A 16,986-nucleotide genomic window follows, 5' to 3' on the forward strand; every position below is an offset into this window, starting at 1 on the left:
GTGGGCAAGCACATGGTGAGCGTGACGGCGTCCGTGCCGGCCTGCGAACCGCCCGCCTGGGCCGTACTGCAACGGCAGTTGTTCTCCGTACTGGACGAGGCATGGCGGGTCTTCGAGGACCGGTACTGCCACCCCGAGGGCGGGCTGCGCTTCGACGGGGTACTGGAAGGCCGTGACGGGGCGGACGACTTCTACGAACCGTTCTTCAACTGGCCGATGCTGTACATGCTCGGCGGGTCGGACGACCTGCTCGACGCCAGCAAGAAGCACTGGAACGGCATCACCCGGCAGCTTTCCGAAGCCGGGTTCCTGGTCGACGAGTACGAGCGCGGGTACGACTGGTTCCACCAGGGCGAGTCGCTGCTGATGTTCTACGGGATCTGCGCGGCCGACCCGTCCGACGACACGTTCCGCCGGCGGGCGCTGCGCTTCGCCGAGCTCTACCTGCCCACCTCGCCCGTCGGTAACGTCGACGGCCCGCGGCGGATCATCCGGGCTCCGCACACCGGGGCCGGCGGGCCGCGCCGGGGCGTGGACGAGGCATGGGCGCAGGAGTACGGCGCGGAACTGACCAACATGAAGCCGTACGGCCTGCCCCTGGAGGACCTGCCCGGCATCGACACCTGGGACGACCTGGCCGACCCCGCCAACGCGCGGCGTATGGGCGAGGCGATGAACCGGCGGCTCGGCGACGGCGACGTCGCGGTGAACCTCGCTTCCACCTCGCTGATCGCCAACGCTTGGCTGTACACGGGCGAGGACCGGTACCGCGACTGGCTCGTCGACTACGTGCAGGCCTGGCAGGACCGGGCCGCCGCCGCGGACGGCGTCGTCCCCGACAACGTGGGACCCTCAGGGGAGGTCGGTGAGCTGCACGACGGCCGCTGGTACGGCGGCTCGTACGGCTGGACCTGGCCGCACGGTCTGCACAGCGTCGGCGCGGTCGCGGTCGTCGCGGCCATGAACGCCGCGCTGGTCACCGGCGACGACGCGTGGTTCGACCTGGCCCGCGCCCCACTGGACCGGGTGCTGGAAGAGGCGACGCGCGGGCCGGTTCGTGACGGTGAATCCAGCATGGCCTCGACCTGGCGCCAGCGCCTCGGGCCTGATGCCGACGGCGACCTGCAACTGGTGCCCTACCGGAAGGGCGTGCACGGCTGGTTCGACCACCAGCCCCTGCAGATCGCCTTCCCGGCCTGGATCTGGTGGTGCTCCGGCGACCCGCAGGACCGGCAGCGGCTCGACCATGTGGAGCGTGAATGCGGCTACGACTGGACGACCGTGCACGCCTTCCGCGACAAGGAGGAGGCCGGACACGAGGCGCCGTGGCTCGCCTACCTCGACGGCCGCAACCCCGACTACCCGGCCGGCGCCCTCGGCATGGCGCTGGGGCAGGTCGCCCGCAGGATGGCACTCGTCCACCAGGATGCGTCATCGGTCCGCACCGATGACATCCACTGGTGGCAGCGGCTCAATCCCGTGGTGACCGAGATCCTGGTGCAGCTGACCACCGGCGCTCCCGCCGCCCCCTACAACGGGGGGCTCCAGCAGACGCGGGTGCGCTACTGGGACGCCGGCCGCGGCCGTCCCGGCCTGCCGGCCGACGTCGCCGCCCTCGTCGAGGAGCTCGACGAGACCCGGGTCGGCGTCCAGTTGGTCAACCTGAGCAATACGCGCGAGCGGCGTGTGGTCGTACAGGCCGGCGCGTTCGCCGAGGACGGCATCGACCATGTCGTGGTGGACCAGCTCGACGACGGCTATCCCGGCCCGAACCGCGCCTACCGGGCCGACGAGTTCACGACCAGTACCCGGCGCATCGACGTGCACGACAACCACCTGCTGGTGATCCTGCCGCCGGGGACCCGGCTCGGCCTGTCCATGCAGGTCCGGCGCCACCAATTCACCCCGAGCCACCCCACGTTCGACCGATACAAGGAGAAGCAGAATGACGACCGATGAGCAGACCCAGCCGGTGTTTCCCCTCCCGGTGCGCGGCGACGCATACCGGCGGGCCGATGCGGAGCTGGTGGGCCAGATGGGCCAGGTGAGCAGCGCCACCGCGTGCGCGAAGCTCCACGGCATGGGCATCAGGCGCACGTGGATGGAGGGGCCGCAGCCCCTCACGACCGGGCAGAAGATCGCCGGTTCGGCGTTGACGCTCCAGTTCATGCCGCAGCGCGAGGACATAGCCAGCGGCCTGGCCCAGGAGGCCGTCGAACGCCAAACCGCCCTGTGGGCGGTGCTGGAGGCGGTACAGCCCGGTGACGTCCTCGTCATCCAGGCGTACGGGTCGGCGTTCAGCGGCTGCGTCGGCGACATGCTCGTCCGCTACTTCAAGCGCAAGGGCGGCGCCGGCATCGTCGTCGACGGCCGGATCCGGGACGCGCCGCGGGTCCGCGAGCTCGGCGTGCCGATCTGGTGCACCGGCACCACCCCGCACTACGCCTCCCAGTCGGAGCTGTTCCCCTGGGCGTACGACGTGCCGGTTGCCGCCGGCGGAGTGCTGTGCCTGCCCGGCGACATCGTGGTCGCCGACGACGACGGCGCCGTCGTCGTTCCCCAGGCGACCGCGCCGGAGGTGGTCGCCACGGCCCAGGACCACCAGGAGTGGGAGGTGTTCAGCCGGATGCGGCTCGACCAGGGCGCCCGGCTCGGCAACTACTACCCGCTGACATCGGAGTCGCGCGCGGAGTACGAGCAGTGGCGCGACCAGCAGCGGTCGTCCCAGCGATGAACCATGTCTCGGGCCCGGGTGTGCTGGGCCGCACCGGTCTCACGGTCGGCAGGCTCGGCCTGGGCTGCGCGCCCCTGGGCAACCTGTACGAGGCGGTTCCGGAGCAGGACGCCACCGGCACGGTGCGTGCCGCGCTGGCGGCCGGGACGCGCCTGTTCGACACCGCGCCCCGGTACGGCAACGGCGTGTCCGAACAGCGCCTCGGCCAGGTCCTGGCCGGGGCGCCCAGGTCCGAGGTCGTCGTCGCGACCAAGGTCGGATACCTCCTCACCGACGACGGGGCCGAGCCGGACTTCTCCTATGACGGCACCATGCGGTGCCTGGAGGAGAGCCTGACCCGGCTCGGCCTGGACCGGGTGGACATCGCGCATGTCCACGACCCCGACCACCATGAGCAGGAGGCCCTCGCGGGGGCCTTCCGCGCCCTGGTCGACCTGCGGGAGCAGGGCGTGGTGTCGGCGGTGGGCGCGGGCATGAACCAGAGCGCCATGCTGGAGCGGATCGTCACGCGGGTCGACGTGGACTGCGTGCTGCTGGCCGGCCGGTACACTCTCCTCGACCAGGAAGCTCTGACGGGCCTGCTGCCCGAATGCGAGGCTCGCGGTGTCGGGGTCGTCCTGGGCGGGGTGTACAACTCCGGCCTGCTGGCCGATCCGCGACCCGGCGCTAGGTACGACTACCGGACAGCCGAGCCGCACCAAGTTGCCGCCGCACTGGCCATCGCGGAGATCTGTGCCCGCCACGGGGTGCCGATGAAGGCGGCGGCCCTGCAGTTCGGGTGGGGGCATCCTGCCGTGTCCACTCTGGTCGTCGGAGCCAGGACGGCCGATGAAGTGCGGGAGAACCTCGCCATGGCGCAGACCACCGTCCCCGCCGACCTGTGGGCAGAGCTGCGCGCGGCGGGGCTGCTCCCGCAGGAGGTGCCTACGCCGTGACCGCCATCGACGCGCACGTCCACCTGTGGGACCCCGGCCTGCACGACCACGCGTGGCTGCGGTCCGCGGGCGAACTGCACCGCCCCTTCCTCCTCGACGACCTCACCGCGGCCGCCGGAACGGTGACGGCTGTTGTCGTGCAGGCCGGGCGGACCGTGGACGAGGCCCGTTGGCTGCTGGACCTGGCCGCGCGGTCCGCACAGCTCGCCGGCGTCGTCGTCCACGCGGATCTCGCCGATCCGGCCGCTGTGGACACGATCGACGCGCTCCGTGCGGAGGACGGGAGTTCGGCGCTGGTCGGGGTCCGTGACCCGGTCGGGGCAGGCGACGGCGCCCGCCTCGCACTGCCCCAGGTGCGGCGCTCACTCGCGGCTCTCGGTGACCGGGGCCTGACCATGGACCTGCTGCTGGGCCACGGGACCCTGCGCGAGGCACACGCTGCGGCCGGGGACCTGCCGCAGGTGCGGTTCGTCGTCGACCACGCCGCCATCTCCGCCGTCGACGTACGGCGCGAAGGCCTCGGCGAATGGGCCGCGCAGCTGGCGCCACTGGGCCGACTGCCCAACGTGGTATGCAAGTTGTCCGGACTCGGCAAGGCCACCGCCGAGCCGGGCGGAGTGCCCATGGACGCCGTGGCCCGGGTGCTGCTCGACGTGTTCGGGCCACGTCGGCTGATGTTCGGGTCCGACTGGCCGGTCAGCACACAGTGGTCGGCGTACGAGGACGTGGCCGGGGCCGCGGCCCGTGTGCTGGGCGGGCTGACCACGGACGAAGCCGCCGCAGTATGGGGCGGAACGGCCATCGGGGCCTACGGACTCGATCCGGCGGGCACGTCCGCCATGGACAGGACGACAATGATCCGGCAGAGGGAGCACTGATGACTGGTCTGAACGATCTGCTCGAACAGAACAGAGGCATGACGTCCGGCGGGCTGCTGTCCGACCGCGTGTACCGGCTGCTGCGTTCGGCCATCCTGAGCGGCGAGATGGCGCCGGATCAGCGGATCGTCGAATCCGATATCGCCAAACGCCTGGGCATCAGCCAGGCTCCCGTGCGCGAGGCCGTCAAACGGCTGGTGCACGAGAGCCTGGTCACTCATGTGCCCCGGCTGGGCAGCCGGGTCGCCAGCATCTCGATCGAGCAGGCTGAGCAGGCACGGGAACTGCGCGGTCTGCTGGAGGAGTTCGCCGCCCGAGCCGCCGCCCAGCGCCGCGCCGAGGGCTACGTCGACCAGCTGAACTCCGTGATCGACGACATGCGACGGGCGGCCCTGCACGACGACCCGAGCAGCTTCCGCGACAGCGACATGGCTTTCCACCGCCTCGTCTGCCAGGCCAGCGGCAACCACCTGCTGCCGCGGTTGTGGGAGGTGATGGAGCCCAGTCTCTGGACGCTGCGCGTGGTCTCCAACCCGTTCTACACCGGCAGCCGCGACAAGCTGGTCGACGAACACGCGCGCCTGCTCGACATACTCGTCAACGGCCGGGAAGACGACGCCGCAGAGGCCTTCCGTCGCCACGCGACCGGCGCGGCCAAGCCGTCGCAGCACGACGAATGAGACCATCCGGCCGCACGCGGTAAGCGGGCGCGATCCGTACCGCGGCCGTGTTCACCCATGTTCGCGGTGGACGGTACGGGTCGCTATCGGCGTACGTCGAACCGGTGGGCGCGGGCGACGCGTTCGCCGGTGGCTCCCCGTACGGCCCCCTCCTGGGGCTGACTGAGGTGGCCCGGCTACGGCTCGGTCACCTGGTCGCCGCCACGGCGCTGGGGCGTGACCGGGAAGTCGGGCCACTGCCGGCCGTGGACGCCGCTCAGCCACGCATCGAACGACATCGGAGGTTCTGCATGACCCGGCAAGGCGCGCACGCCACCGGCTCCGTCGACACCACCCGGATCCTGCTCACGGGCGCCGCGGGCAGGGTCGGCACGCAACTGCGGCCGCTGGCGGCGCGGGAGGGCCGCACGCTGCGGCTTCTCGACATCACCACGCCGCCCGTCATCGAAGGGGGCGGAGCGGAGGAGACCGTGATCGCCTCTCTCACCGACGCCGAGGCGCTGCTGGAGGCATGCCGGGGCGTCAGCGCGATCGTCCATCTCGGCGGCCAGAGCGTCGAGTCCACACTGGACGACGTACTGGACCGCAACGTGCGCGGGACACTGAATCTCCTGGAGGCGGCCCGGCTGGCCGGTGTGCCCCGGGTCGTCCTCGCCTCCTCGGCACATGCCGTCGGCTTCCACCAGTACGACGGCACTCCGGTCGCCGCAGACGCACCGGCCCGCCCGGACACCCTCTACGGCTGGAGCAAGGCCGCGATCGAGTCCGCCGGACGTCTGTACCACGACCGCTTCGGCATGGACATCATCTGCCTGCGCATCGGAAGCTGGTTTCCGGCACCGTCCGGAATTCGCGGCCTGTCCACCTGGCTGTCACCAGCCGACGGGCACCGCCTCGTCGAAGCCTGCCTGAGCTGCCGCGAACCCGGCTATCGGATCGTCTGGGGAGTCAGCCGCAACACCCGCGGCTGGGTGAGCCTGGCCGAAGGCGAGGCGATCGGCTACCACCCGCTCGACGACGCCGAGCAGTTCGCGCCCGAGGTGATCGGCCGGTGCGGCGCGCCGGACCCCACCGACCCGATCGCAGCCCGGCTCGGGGGCGCCTGGTGCGCCATCCCCATGGGACAGACCTGGTGACAGCCATCCGTTCGTGGCAGTCGGCCGAGCATCGCCTCGGCCGAGGCAACCCTTGAAGTGGAGATTCATCCATGAATACCGTGAAATGCGGTGAACGAACGATGCGGCTCTCGGGACTGCTTGGACGGCTGCGGCGACGTCGACGCGATGCCGCGCCTGGTCGCGGCCGTACGCACCAGCGGACACCCCCGCGCCACCGAGTTCGGGTTCCTCAACGGCCTGCCGACCGCAGAGCTCAGCGCACAGCTTACGGAGCGATCGGCGTGGAGAGCTACTCCTCGGCGGTGCACTGCTTCGCCCCCGACATCGCCACCGCGTTCCACCGGGCTGTGCGCGCCGGCGACGAGGAGGCGCAGCGAACACTGCTGACTGAGTTCTACCTGCCGTTCGCTGCGCTGCGCGACCTCGTGCCGGGCTACGCGGTTTCGCTGGTCAAGGCCGGTGCGCAGCTGGCCGGACTGGCCGTCGGCCCCATCCGCTCGCCGCTGGTGGAGGCCACACCAGAACACGTCGCCCAACTCGCGGCCATCGTGGACCGCGGACGCGCGGCACTGCATCGACTGGAGGAGTCCCGGGCATGACGACCGGTTTTCATACGAGGAAGGACCACATGGAGCTACAGAGCCCGTCAGGGCGCGCCACGATCATCGACGTCCGCATCACTCCCATCGCATTCCCTGATCCTCCGTTGCTCAACACCGTGGGCTGCCACGAGCCGTGGGCCTTGCGCGCGATCATCGAAGTCGACTGCGGGGACGGACTCGTCGGGCTCGGCGAGACCTACGGCGACGCCACGCACCTGGCAGTGCTGCGTACGGTGGCACCGTTGCTGATCGGGCTGGACCCGTTCCGGACCGAATACATCAAGTCCGTGGTGGATGCACTGCTCGGCACCGCTGACGCGCCGGCGGAGAAACTCGGTTCGGCCGGCGGCATGGGCCCGGAGAAGGCGGCGCTGCGGGTCTTCTCCGCATTCGAGATCGCCTGCCTCGACGTGCAGGGCCAGGCGATCGGCCGTCCGGTCCACGACCTCCTCGGCGGCCGGGTACGCGACGCCGTGCCTTTCTCGGCGTACCTGTTCTACAAGTGGGCGCAGCATCCGGGCGATGCCCCGGACCCCTACGGCGCTGCGCTCGACCCTGACGGGATCGTGGCGCAGGCCCGGACGATGGTGCAGACGTACGGCTTCCAGTCGATCAAGTTGAAGGGCGGTGTTTTCCCTCCAGACGAGGAACTCGACGCCATTCGCGCGCTGCGCGAGGAGTTCCCCGCGCTGCCGCTGCGAATCGATCCGAACGCCGCCTGGAGCGTCAAGACCTCCCGCCGGGTCGCCGCGGAGACACAGGGCCTGCTGGAGTATCTCGAAGATCCGACCGAGGGCCTGGCCGGCATGGCCGCCGTCGCCGAGACCGCCGGGATGCCGCTGGCCACCAACATGTGCGTGGTCTCCTTCGACCACATTCCCGAGGCCGTCGATCGCGGCTCCGTTCAGGTCATCCTGTCCGATCACCACTACTGGGGCGGACTGCGGCAGTCTGTGCGCCTGGCGGGCATCTGCGAGACCTGGGGCCTTGGCCTGTCGATGCACTCCAACAGTCATCTCGGCGTCAGCCTTGCCGCGATGACCCACCTCGGCGCGGCACTGCCGCAGCTGTCCTACGCCGCCGACACCCACACGCCGTGGCAGCTGGGTGTCGACGTAGTAGAGCGCCCGCTGACCTTCGTCGACGGCGCCGTGCCAGTGCCGATGTCGCCAGGGCTCGGCGTGCGGCTGGACCGGGACGCGCTCGCCCGGCTGCATGAGAACTACCTCCGGCAGGGCATCACCGGACGCGACGACACGGGTTACATGCGCCGGTTCCATCCGGACTTCAACCCGACGAAGCCGCGGTGGTGACCGGGGATCCGGTCAGCCTCTCGGGGCACGCCTACTCGCTATGACTCGCTCGGAGTCGGTGACCACGCAGGGGCCGTGACAGCTCGTGTCGACACACGGAGGCTCGGGGACGCGAGGGGCCGCGTCTGGCCCTCACGTCCCCGATGCGGACACAGCGAGGCGGCATCCGAACCCGCGCATCCTCCCGAGCGCGGCTTCCCGACAGCCGTGCACTGATGAAAGGCAGAACAGCGTGAGCGTCGATCTGGCCGGGCTGAAGGCCCTGGTCACCGGCGGTGCCTTCGGTATCGGGCTGGCCACAAGGTCGTGGATGGGCCGACCGGGCCTACAAGCAAAGCGGCGCCTCCGCCTCCGCCGGGGCTGGCCTTCGAGACTCACCGGCGTTCCGGTGGGGGAGGGGCGAAAGATGTGGGAGACCGAGGAGTTCGGCAGCGAGCACGAGGGCCGGCCCGGGGTTCTGCTGGCCGATGGCACGGAGCCGGGCCCGGTGTATTTCGATACCGGAAGCGGGCCAACGGTGCACCAGAGCGTTGACTGGTGGGTCTACGACGGCACCATCGGCGCCCCGCTCGCCACCGAACTGCGCGGTACGTGCTCGTGCGGCTGGCGCGGCAGCACCCGCTACCCGCTCGACTGGGAAGCCGTCGACCGCCGGCGCCCGTACCTGGCCGACACCAGCGGACCGGAAGGCGACTGGGACACCCACATCACCGAAGTACAGGCCCGCACGGTGCCCGTGCCCGCAGACCTTACCGCCCTCCTCGACCAGGTCGAGACACGCCTCACCGCTCTGGTCGCCGACGAACCGCTGGCCGCACTCCGAGCCGTCACCGCCCTGGAACGCCTCACCGAACGGGTGGCGACCGACGCCGCGTTCAGCGTCGACACCGCGGATGGGCCGCAGCGGGACACCATCGCCCAGGCGCTCGGGGTCAGCGAGCAGGCCGCCCGCTCCCACCTGACCCACTACGGCCTCCGCCGCTGACCCCGGAGATGTCGGCCCGGGTGCCGGGCCGCCCCGATCCCCGATATGGGGCTGCTGGATTCATGCGGAGGTGGCGGAGCGGCGGGTGTTCCGCTGAAGGGTCAACCTGCAAACGGCAAGCTACCTGTCGGCCCTCCCGGGGCGAGAAAGCGCGGAGGGGTCTCAGCGCAGCCGGCGCGCGCGCAGCACCAGGTCGTCGGTATGGTGCGCGCCGGCGCCGCCGTCGGGTGCCACGCGTGGCCGCTGCTCGTCCACCTCCACCTCCCAGTCGTCGTTGAGCAGAGCGGCGACCATCGAGGGCCAGACGTAGTCAGCCGGGTCAAAGCCGCTGTCGTGCGCCTGCTGGGTGTCCATCCCCGCGTGGTGTACGAGCAGCAGCACGCCGCCGGGCGCGACGGCTGCGAGCAGCGCTCGCTCGGCTGCGGCGTTGGGGGTGCGCAGCAGTGCCGGGTACTGCGCGGAGACCAGGTCGAAGAAAGCCGGCGGGAGCACCGCCTTCGTCAGCGCGGCGTGTACCCAGCGAACGGCGAGGCCAGCGTCCCGCGCGTGCCCGGCCGCCCGCTCCAGCGCCACGCCCGAGACCTCGAGCGCGGTCACGTCCCAGCCGCCGCGCGCGAGCCAGACGGCGTCCGCGCCCTCGCCACAGCCGACGTCGAGCACCCGCCCGGGTGTGAGCCCGGCGACCTCGGCCACGAGCGCACCGTTGGGCTGGCCGCTCCACAGCTGTTGTCGGTCGGCGTACCGGTTGTCCCACTCCGCCCGCACCGCGGGGTCTCCGACGTATCCGTCGGCAGGCGAGGGGGCGTCGGACGCGGGCGATCCTGCTGTGATGTTGTCGGTCACGGACCCCACCGTCGCCCATCATGTCCCGGTGACGCCACTCCTGTTGCCGGTCCGGCAAAACGGCGTCCAAGGGGCGAGGAACAGCCGGGCGTAGTCGCACTGGACGTCATCGAGGCAGACTGACCTCTCGCAGTGAAGATTGAGCGATTCTCACTGATTCCTAATGCCGTTTGTCAAGCCGTTCTGGTTGGGTGTGTGGGGGTTCAGTCGGCCGATGTCTCGCACCTCTCGATCTTTGTAGCGACTGATCGGCGTTGCAGCCCGTCGGCAATGAACTCCATCTCGACCAGCGTGCCGACCAGGCCAGTTTCTTGGAGCGCGCTGGCCATCACCCGTGCCTGGCCCAGGGACAGGTGGAGCATCTCGCGCAGGACTCGCAAGACGGGGACGAGGCTCGACTCGTCGTCCGCGAGGCGAAGCCGTGCGGGCCCATGCTCTGCCAGCAGGGCATTCCTGATCTCTTCAGGAGTTGCTCCGCCTGTGTCCTGCTCGCACCACCCGTTGAGGCAGGCAGTGCATGCACCTTCGGTGCCCCACCACAACTGCCCATGGTCGATGCACTGGCCAACGTCGAGTATCAGCACGCCACCGCAGTCGCACTGCGCCGTGACCTTTACTCCTTGAGTGATCAACGGGCTCCTCACCGTCGGATGCCAGCAAGCGGATACTCCTGCAAGCCTGCCCGAAAGTCGACCGTGTTACCGCTGACCTGGCAGATCGGCTGCAGGACAGAGGCGTCACGCTGCAAGCGCCGCCGGCGGCAAGGGCTCATAGGTCCGTCCCTCGCGTAGAAGGGCCCAGAGGACGTTGATGCGACGGCGGGCGAGGGCGAGGACGGCCTGGGTATGGCGCTTGCCCTCGGCTTGCTTGCGGTCGTAAAACCGTCGGGACTCCTCGCACCTTCGGATGCTGAACAGTGCCGAGGTGTAGAAGACGCGCTGGAGTCTGCGGCTGTATCGCTGGGGGCGCCGCAGATTCCCGCTGATCTTGCCGGAGTCGCGGGGAACCGGTGCGACGCCGCCGAAGCCGACGAGGCGGTCAGGGGTGCCGAAGGCACTCATGTCGCCGCCGGTGGCAGCCAGGAACTCAGCGCCGAGGATGACACCGGTCGACTGACGGAAGACGGGCAGTAAACACCACCTGATCTGCGACGGACGCGGCACCCCACTCAAAGTCATCACCACTGCGGCGAACGTCAACGACGTCACCCAGACCCTCGCCCTGGTCGACGGCATCCCGCCCGTCGCCGGTCGCCCAGGCCGGCTCCGCCGACGGCCCGAAGCCCTCCTCGGCGACAAGGGATACGACTCCAACACCTACCGCGACGAGCTGCGTCGCCGACGGATCCTGCCCGTTATCTCCCGCAGGGGATCGCCCAACATCAAGGGCATGGGCAAGCTCCGCTACGTCGTCGAGCAGACCTTCGCCCTGCTCCTCCACTTCAAACGCCTCGCCGTCCGCTGGGAAGGCCGTACCGAACTCCACGACGCCTTCATCTCCCTCGCCTGCAGCCTCATCTGCTGGCGACGCCTCAAAAAGCCCAGTCATGACCGTGTTACGAGCTCTTGTGGCTTATTGGCCCTGCAGGAGTCGTGCCGCTCCTGCGCCGCTGTCGGATCAGCGGCTGAGTAATCGGGCCAACCTTCCACAATCATCCGTCAATCGCAGGACCGCCGGTGGTCCAGGTGCGGGATCAGGGCTTTCCACAGGTCCTTGTCGACGTTGAGAGGGTGGGTGGTGCACAGCCGCTCGTAGATCCGGTCGGTGTCGAGGTCGATCAGATAGGTGAGTCCCGACGCGACTCGTCCTTCCCGAAAACTGTCCGGGACCACGGCTGCGAACGGGTTGTTCCCAGGCAGCAGCCTCACGTCCTGCATGTCTGCCAGGGTGGCGATGGCGGGGGTGTGCCAAGGGCCGCCTGCCCGGGAATCCCAGACGCGGTAGGGGGAACTGGTGAGGACCCGCTTCCTGTCGGGCGACATTGTGATGTCCTCAAGGCGGGTGTCGAAGCGCATCACCCCGGTCTTACGGGCCTGGTAGGGGTTTCTCACATCCCAGAACTGCACGGTTCCGTCGGTGAGGATGGTCGCCAGGACGTCTTTGCCGACCGGTAGGTAGCCGCCGGATGCGGCGGGCAGCAGGTCGGCTTTCCGGGGCTTGCGGATGTCGCGCATGTCCCATAGTTGGGTGCGCTCGGCAAGCACGTCGTGCATCAGCAGACGCGACGAGGGTACGTAGACCGCTTGTCCTGTGGCAGCGTCCGGGAGGAGACGGATCTTGAACGGTCGGGCGGGGGCGGTGAGGTCCCAGATGCGCAGATCGGTCGGTTTGTCGTGCCCCGGCTTGCCCCGGTCGACGATGGCGAATCCCCGGTTGCCCATGAAGAACATGCTCTGCCGTTCCGGGGTCTGCGCGGCGGTTATCGTTCCGCCGCGCACCGGTCGGAGGGGATCCCGTATGTCCCACACACGCACCGTTGCAGTGAACAGGTCCCCGAGGACCAAGAGGCCACCGTCCGCGGAGACTGCCGTCCGTACGTCCTCCGCCTCGAGATGGAATTCCTCACCCGGCACCGGAGGCTTATTCTCGTCGCCGGTGAAGTCCCACAATCGGAACGTGTGGTCGTTCGTGCCTTCAGTCCAGCGGTGGGCCAGTAGCACGGAGCGTTCGGCCCCTGGGAGGAAATACCGGGCCTCCCACCCCTTGGGCAGGGTGAATCGCACGCGCGGATCCCTTCCCTTGGCCGTGTTCGCGGGGCGGAGGTCCCAGACCTGGAAGGTCTTTGCCGGCGTGGCGACCACCATGAGTGTTCCGTCGCCGTTGATTGGGCTGGCGCCTGGGTCCGGTGTGGTCATGGTCCCGCGGATCCGGGGCGCGGGGGTGCGCTGCGGCCAGACGCGTACGTTGCCCGCCAAGTCACCCACCGCGAGCTGGTCTCCGTCGGGGCTGTAGGCCACCGACTGGGCCGGCTCGCCCGAGGGGGCCGTCCCCCGTTCGGCGTAGCTGCTGAAAAGCTCGAAATCGGTCGCGACCGTCGCACGGACCAAGGCGCCTTGCTGGGCCGAATTGCTCGCGGCGGCCAGGCGCTCCCCGTCGGGACGGAAACTCAGCGAAGGCAGGTCGGAAGAGTAACCCCAGATGTTGTCCCGTGCGTCCTCGTACTCGGCGCGTACGAGCCGATGGCCACTCTCCACCCTCCACCAGGCCATCACACCCTTCGCGCCGGTCGCGACCAGCAGATTCCGCGTCGGGTGAGCGGCCACCGCCATCACGGAGGGGGCCTCGGCGGTGTCCAGCAGCCGGGCATCCGCAGGATCCCGTACGTCCCACAATCTCACCTCCGCGGGCCGCTCGGCCTTGCCCGTCCCGCTGATGCCGTTGCCCGTGACCATCAGGCCGTCGCGGCGGAACGCCAGTGACATCAGTGCTTCGGCAGCTACCGACCGGTCCGTCCTGAGTGCAGGAGCCGTCGGATTCGACACATCCCACAATCGAAGCCGCCCCTGGTCACCCCCCGCCGCCAGCGTGCGGCCGTCCGGCGCGAACCCGAGGGCGTACGTCATGCCTTTCGGGATCTCCCGTTCGGACAGCCGCTCGGGCCGCTCGGGTTCGCTGACGTCCCAGAGGGTGAGGTCCGTGGCCGTCTGTGCCGCCAGCAGACGGGAGCGCGGGTGGAAGGCGATGGCGGCGCTGCCATGTAGCTTCAAGGCCCCCGCCTTGACCGGTATGTTCCGGTGGGAAAGGTCCCAGAGCTGTATCTGCCCGCCGGCCTGGCTGGTTGCCAGCACATCCCCGTCCTGGCTGAACGCGAGGTTGAGCACTGCCGCGCGATGTCCGCCGGGGACATCGACCGGTGCTTCTGTCAGATAGGCGGCGTAGAGGCTCGACCGGGTGTCGGGGGTATCTGCTGTGCGGTACGCCGCGAGGCTGAGCCGTAGCGCGGTCTGCGGATCGCGTGCGCGCATGGCGTCCGCCTGGGCCGCGATCTCGTTGGCGATCAGGATCGTCTCGCGGCCCTCCGCATCCTGCTGAGCGCCGCGGGCCAGTACGGCGAGGGTGGTCGCGAGCAGGGCCAGTACGGTGACGACGGAGACGACGATCCGGCGCAGCTTCGTCCTGCGGTGTTCGGCGCGGTGGCTCGCGTCGAGGAAGTCGTGCTCGACGCGTCGCATGTGGAGCGCACCGACGTTACCGGCGAGTTGCGCGCGCACGGACGCCAATTGGTCGCCCCCGTACAGGCCGCTCTCCGGGCGTCCCGCCTCGTGCCAGCCGTCGGCGGCGTCACCGAGTCTCCGGCGGACGAGTAGTCCGGCCCGGTTCTCAACGATCCAGTCCTGAAGCCGTGGCCAGGCATGGAGCAGGGAGTCGTGGCAGAGTTGCGCTTCGTCCTGGTCCACGACGACGAGCCGCGCCGCGGTCAGCAGTCCGAGCAGATCGGCGTCCTGGTCGAGCTCGGCCACGGGGACGCGGCGGCGCACGGCACGGCCTCTGTCGTCGACCACCAAAATCATGCGCAGCAGTAGTTCCCGCAGTCGGCTCCGGTCGTCGGCGCCGAGCCCGTCATGGACCTCGTCGGCTGTCCGGGCCACGGCTGTGCGGATCCCGCCGGCGGTCTGAAAGGCGGTGAAGGTCAGCGTGGTGCCGCGGCGCCCGGCCCAGGTCTGGCGCAAGGCGTGGGCGAGGAACGGCAGCGGGACGGCGTCCCCTTCGACGGCGCGCTCCTGCCGCAGTTCGCGCAGGATGTGGTCCGACAGGCCGTCCTCCAGACGCAGCCCGGCTTGTTCTGCGGGGCGTTCGATGGCCGCTCGCAGTTCAGTGTCGGACATGGCGGAGACGGTGAACTGTCCGGACCTGACGATCGCGTCGAGCCGTGTGTCGTTCAGGACCTGGTCGTAGAAGTCGGCGCGAAGGCCGAGCACGATGCGGGGACCGTCGGTTCCCGCTGCGGCGAGTGCGCGGACGAAGAGCTCCCGCTCCTCCGGGTCCTGGCACTCGGTGAAGATCTCCTCAAGCTGGTCGATCACCAGGACGTCCGGCCCGAGGGGGCTGAACCGTCCGGTGGCCAGGTCCTTCTCCACCTCGGCAAACGGCCGCCCGATTGCCGTCGCCCAGCTTTCCACGAGCGAACGGAACGGCCGCGCGCCGGGTCCCAGCAGCAGGAGGACCCGCTCGGTCTCCAGACCGGCTATGAGTCCGGCTCGGAGCAGAGAGGACTTTCCGGCTCCCGACGCACCCACCAGGACGACCGGGCTCGGGTGGGGGCTGGCGGTCACCCTGCGTACCAGGCTGCGCGTCAGCTCCTCCCGTCCGAAGAAGAGATGGTGCTGCTCCGGCAGGAATGGGCGCATTCCTGGGTAAGGGCACGGGCCGCCGCCCTGCTCTGTCTCCGGCGCAGCGGTGGCGTCGTGGACGCGCCTGCCGGGATTGCGGGCGAGGACGAGATCGGAGGCCCGTCCGACACCGTCGGAGTGCGGGCGTGCGGCGCTGCCCTGGAAGCGGTGGTCGAGGATGCGGTAGACATCGAGGAGGGTGAACCAGTTTGGACCGCCCGGATCGCCCTCCGTCAGCAGTCGGAGCAACTCCCCACTGAAGAGCGTGTGTTCCGCATTCGGTGGCGCAAACGAAGCGGCGTAGTGCGTGGCCGAGGCCAGCAGAAAGCTGCCCTCCGGACGGGCTGAGGCCAAGACCTCGCGATACGACTCCCGCGGCGCGACCTGTGCGAGACCGGAGAAGCAGCAGTCGAGGACGACGACGGTACTCGCCGCGGCGTCGGCGAGTCGCTTGCTCACCTGGTCGAAGGGGACGGCGTGCACAGTGTCGACGGCCGAGGAGGTATCCGACGTGGCAAGGTACAACTGCTGTCCAGGTCCGACCAGACCGTGGCCTACGAAGCAGAAGAGGACGACGCCGCCCTCCGAGGCGTCGATGGCGGCCTGGACGGCCGCGAGCACCTCGGTCGGCCCCCGCGGGTCGATGATCGCGGTGACCCGACCGTTGAGACCGCACTTCTCTTCCAGTGCTGCGGCGACCGCCCGCGCCGAGCGCGCTGCGCTCGGCAGGTCCGACAGCGCTCCTTGGCCACTACCGCCGTAACACCCTGTGCCGACCACGATCGCGTGGCAGTTGACGCCGCTCAGGTCCCCCCGTCCGACGGCCATGCCTAGGTGCGATTCGCCACAGGCGGCTGCTGGTCGTCAGAGCCATCCGTCCGCGGGGCGGATGGCGGCTGCCGCCCCTCACGCCCGTCCGCTTCGTGCGCCTGCGGGACAGGGCCCGGCTGGCGGCCCTCAGGCCCGTCAGCCGTGGCCGGGTGCGGCTGCTGGAGCATCTCGGCCACCCGCTGCGCCACATCGGCGGTCCCCTGAGGCGTCAGCCCCGCCACCCCCTCGGACGTGACCGTGACCTGTGTCCCATCCGGCCGGGTAATCGTGACGGTCTGGCTCCCGCGTCTGCTCTGCAGCCAGGCGACGACGGCCGCAGCCACGGCTGCGGTGAGCCCGCCGGGCGCCAGCAGAACGGGGACGAGCTCGGCCGCACCTCCGCTCATGCTGTCGGGGGCGGGCGCCCCGGGCGGTGCCTGGCCGACAGCGCTGCGAAGCGCTGGGTCGCGCCTCAGCCACCGGCGCAGATCCTCTGTCTCGGCGGGCCCACCGGCCTCCAAGGTGATTCTCAAATCCCCTCCGCGGTAGGGGTGTTGCATGCAGATTCGGCAAGATTAGCGACACCCGGCGAGGCCCACCAGGTGTTCCCCGGCCGTTCGACGTCGTGATCGCGACACCCTGCGGTGGCCTGCTCGCACGCCCCCGTGACGGGTGTCGTTAGGAGGATGCGGTCCCTGCCGTCATCGATCATGCAGCCGCTCGTATCTCCCCATAACCCTCCGCATGACGCGACGGTT

At 69.9% G+C, this 16,986-nt stretch carries 14 protein-coding genes and 1 pseudogene; 10 read left to right on the plus strand and 5 right to left on the minus strand.

The genetic code is table 11. From position 1 onward, the window contains the following. The 9 genes from OG953_RS40855 (at nt 1) to OG953_RS40895 (ending at nt 9,245) form a co-directional block, all read left to right on the plus strand. The gene (locus OG953_RS40855) at nt 1-1,959 is read left to right on the plus strand and encodes a hypothetical protein (protein WP_405690960.1); all 1,959 of its coding nucleotides are present in this window, start codon (nt 1-3) and stop codon (nt 1,957-1,959) included. Next, a complete protein-coding gene (locus OG953_RS40860) occupies nt 1,946-2,734 on the plus strand; it encodes a ribonuclease activity regulator RraA (protein WP_405690962.1) in 789 nt (262 codons plus the stop codon). Before OG953_RS40855 ends, OG953_RS40860 begins: the two co-directional genes overlap by 14 nt. Continuing rightward, a complete protein-coding gene (locus tag OG953_RS40865; protein ID WP_405690964.1) occupies nt 2,731-3,669 on the plus strand; it encodes an aldo/keto reductase in 939 nt (312 codons plus the stop codon). Before OG953_RS40860 ends, OG953_RS40865 begins: the two co-directional genes overlap by 4 nt. After that, the gene (locus OG953_RS40870; protein WP_405690966.1) at nt 3,666-4,547 is read left to right on the plus strand and encodes an amidohydrolase family protein; all 882 of its coding nucleotides are present in this window, start codon (nt 3,666-3,668) and stop codon (nt 4,545-4,547) included. The genes OG953_RS40865 and OG953_RS40870 overlap by 4 nt, the downstream gene beginning before the upstream one ends. Continuing rightward, nucleotides 4,547-5,227: a GntR family transcriptional regulator gene (locus tag OG953_RS40875; protein WP_405690968.1), complete on the plus strand. Its 681-nt coding sequence runs from the start codon at nt 4,547-4,549 to the stop codon at nt 5,225-5,227. Before OG953_RS40870 ends, OG953_RS40875 begins: the two co-directional genes overlap by 1 nt. A 104-nt stretch (nt 5,228-5,331) precedes the next feature. Further along, the gene (locus tag OG953_RS40880; protein WP_405690970.1) at nt 5,332-6,363 is read left to right on the plus strand and encodes an NAD-dependent epimerase/dehydratase family protein; all 1,032 of its coding nucleotides are present in this window, start codon (nt 5,332-5,334) and stop codon (nt 6,361-6,363) included. A 263-nt stretch (nt 6,364-6,626) separates the two neighbouring features. Next, nucleotides 6,627-6,944 (plus strand): dihydrodipicolinate synthase family protein, encoded by a 318-nt coding sequence (locus OG953_RS40885; RefSeq protein WP_405690972.1) that lies wholly within the window; start codon nt 6,627-6,629, stop codon nt 6,942-6,944. Nucleotides 6,945-6,973: 29 nt separating this feature from the next. Continuing rightward, nucleotides 6,974-8,260 (plus strand): glucarate dehydratase family protein, encoded by a 1,287-nt coding sequence (locus OG953_RS40890; RefSeq protein ID WP_405690974.1) that lies wholly within the window; start codon nt 6,974-6,976, stop codon nt 8,258-8,260. Nucleotides 8,261-8,492: 232 nt separating this feature from the next. After that, nucleotides 8,493-9,245 (plus strand): hypothetical protein, encoded by a 753-nt coding sequence (locus OG953_RS40895; RefSeq protein ID WP_405690975.1) that lies wholly within the window; start codon nt 8,493-8,495, stop codon nt 9,243-9,245. Between the two features lie 162 nt (nt 9,246-9,407). Here OG953_RS40895 and OG953_RS40900 read toward each other — a convergent pair whose 3' ends face one another. From OG953_RS40900 to OG953_RS40910, 3 genes and pseudogenes are all read right to left on the minus strand, one after another. Beyond that, nucleotides 9,408-10,088: a class I SAM-dependent methyltransferase gene (locus OG953_RS40900; protein WP_405690977.1), complete on the minus strand. Its 681-nt coding sequence runs from the start codon at nt 10,086-10,088 to the stop codon at nt 9,408-9,410. A gap of 203 nt (nt 10,089-10,291) precedes the next feature. After that, complete coding sequence (locus OG953_RS40905) at nt 10,292-10,720, minus strand: hypothetical protein (protein ID WP_405690979.1); 429 nt, start codon at nt 10,718-10,720, stop codon at nt 10,292-10,294. A 105-nt stretch (nt 10,721-10,825) separates the two neighbouring features. Next, nucleotides 10,826-11,194: pseudogene (locus OG953_RS40910) on the minus strand (transposase); the annotation flags it as partial. A 70-nt stretch (nt 11,195-11,264) separates the two neighbouring features. Here OG953_RS40910 and OG953_RS40915 point away from each other — a divergent pair. Next, nucleotides 11,265-11,720 (plus strand): transposase, encoded by a 456-nt coding sequence (locus OG953_RS40915; RefSeq protein WP_405692376.1) that lies wholly within the window; start codon nt 11,265-11,267, stop codon nt 11,718-11,720. A 26-nt stretch (nt 11,721-11,746) separates the two neighbouring features. Here OG953_RS40915 and OG953_RS40920 read toward each other — a convergent pair whose 3' ends face one another. Both OG953_RS40920 and OG953_RS40925 read right to left on the minus strand, forming a co-directional pair. Further along, nucleotides 11,747-16,246: a caspase family protein gene (locus tag OG953_RS40920; RefSeq protein ID WP_405690981.1), complete on the minus strand. Its 4,500-nt coding sequence runs from the start codon at nt 16,244-16,246 to the stop codon at nt 11,747-11,749. Between the two features lie 2 nt (nt 16,247-16,248). Next, nucleotides 16,249-16,761, minus strand: a complete 513-nt coding sequence (locus OG953_RS40925; protein ID WP_405690983.1) for a hypothetical protein — start codon at nt 16,759-16,761, stop codon at nt 16,249-16,251. Nucleotides 16,762-16,986: the final 225 nt, after the last annotated feature.

The organism is Streptomyces sp. NBC_00057, from assembly GCF_045041165.1.
GTDB lineage: Bacteria > Actinomycetota > Actinomycetes > Streptomycetales > Streptomycetaceae > Streptomyces.

What these genes read in the sequence shown, in the direction of transcription:
- OG953_RS40875 (WP_405690968.1), top strand. Translation starts at nt 4,547, where the DNA reads ATGACTGGTCTGAACGATCTGCTCGAACAGAACAGAGGCATGACGTCC.
- OG953_RS40920 (WP_405690981.1), bottom strand. Translation starts at nt 16,246, where the DNA reads ATGGCCGTCGGACGGGGGGACCTGAGCGGCGTCAACTGCCACGCGATC.
- OG953_RS40890 (WP_405690974.1), top strand. Translation starts at nt 6,974, where the DNA reads ATGGAGCTACAGAGCCCGTCAGGGCGCGCCACGATCATCGACGTCCGC.
- OG953_RS40865 (WP_405690964.1), top strand. Translation starts at nt 2,731, where the DNA reads ATGAACCATGTCTCGGGCCCGGGTGTGCTGGGCCGCACCGGTCTCACG.
- OG953_RS40860 (WP_405690962.1), top strand. Translation starts at nt 1,946, where the DNA reads ATGACGACCGATGAGCAGACCCAGCCGGTGTTTCCCCTCCCGGTGCGC.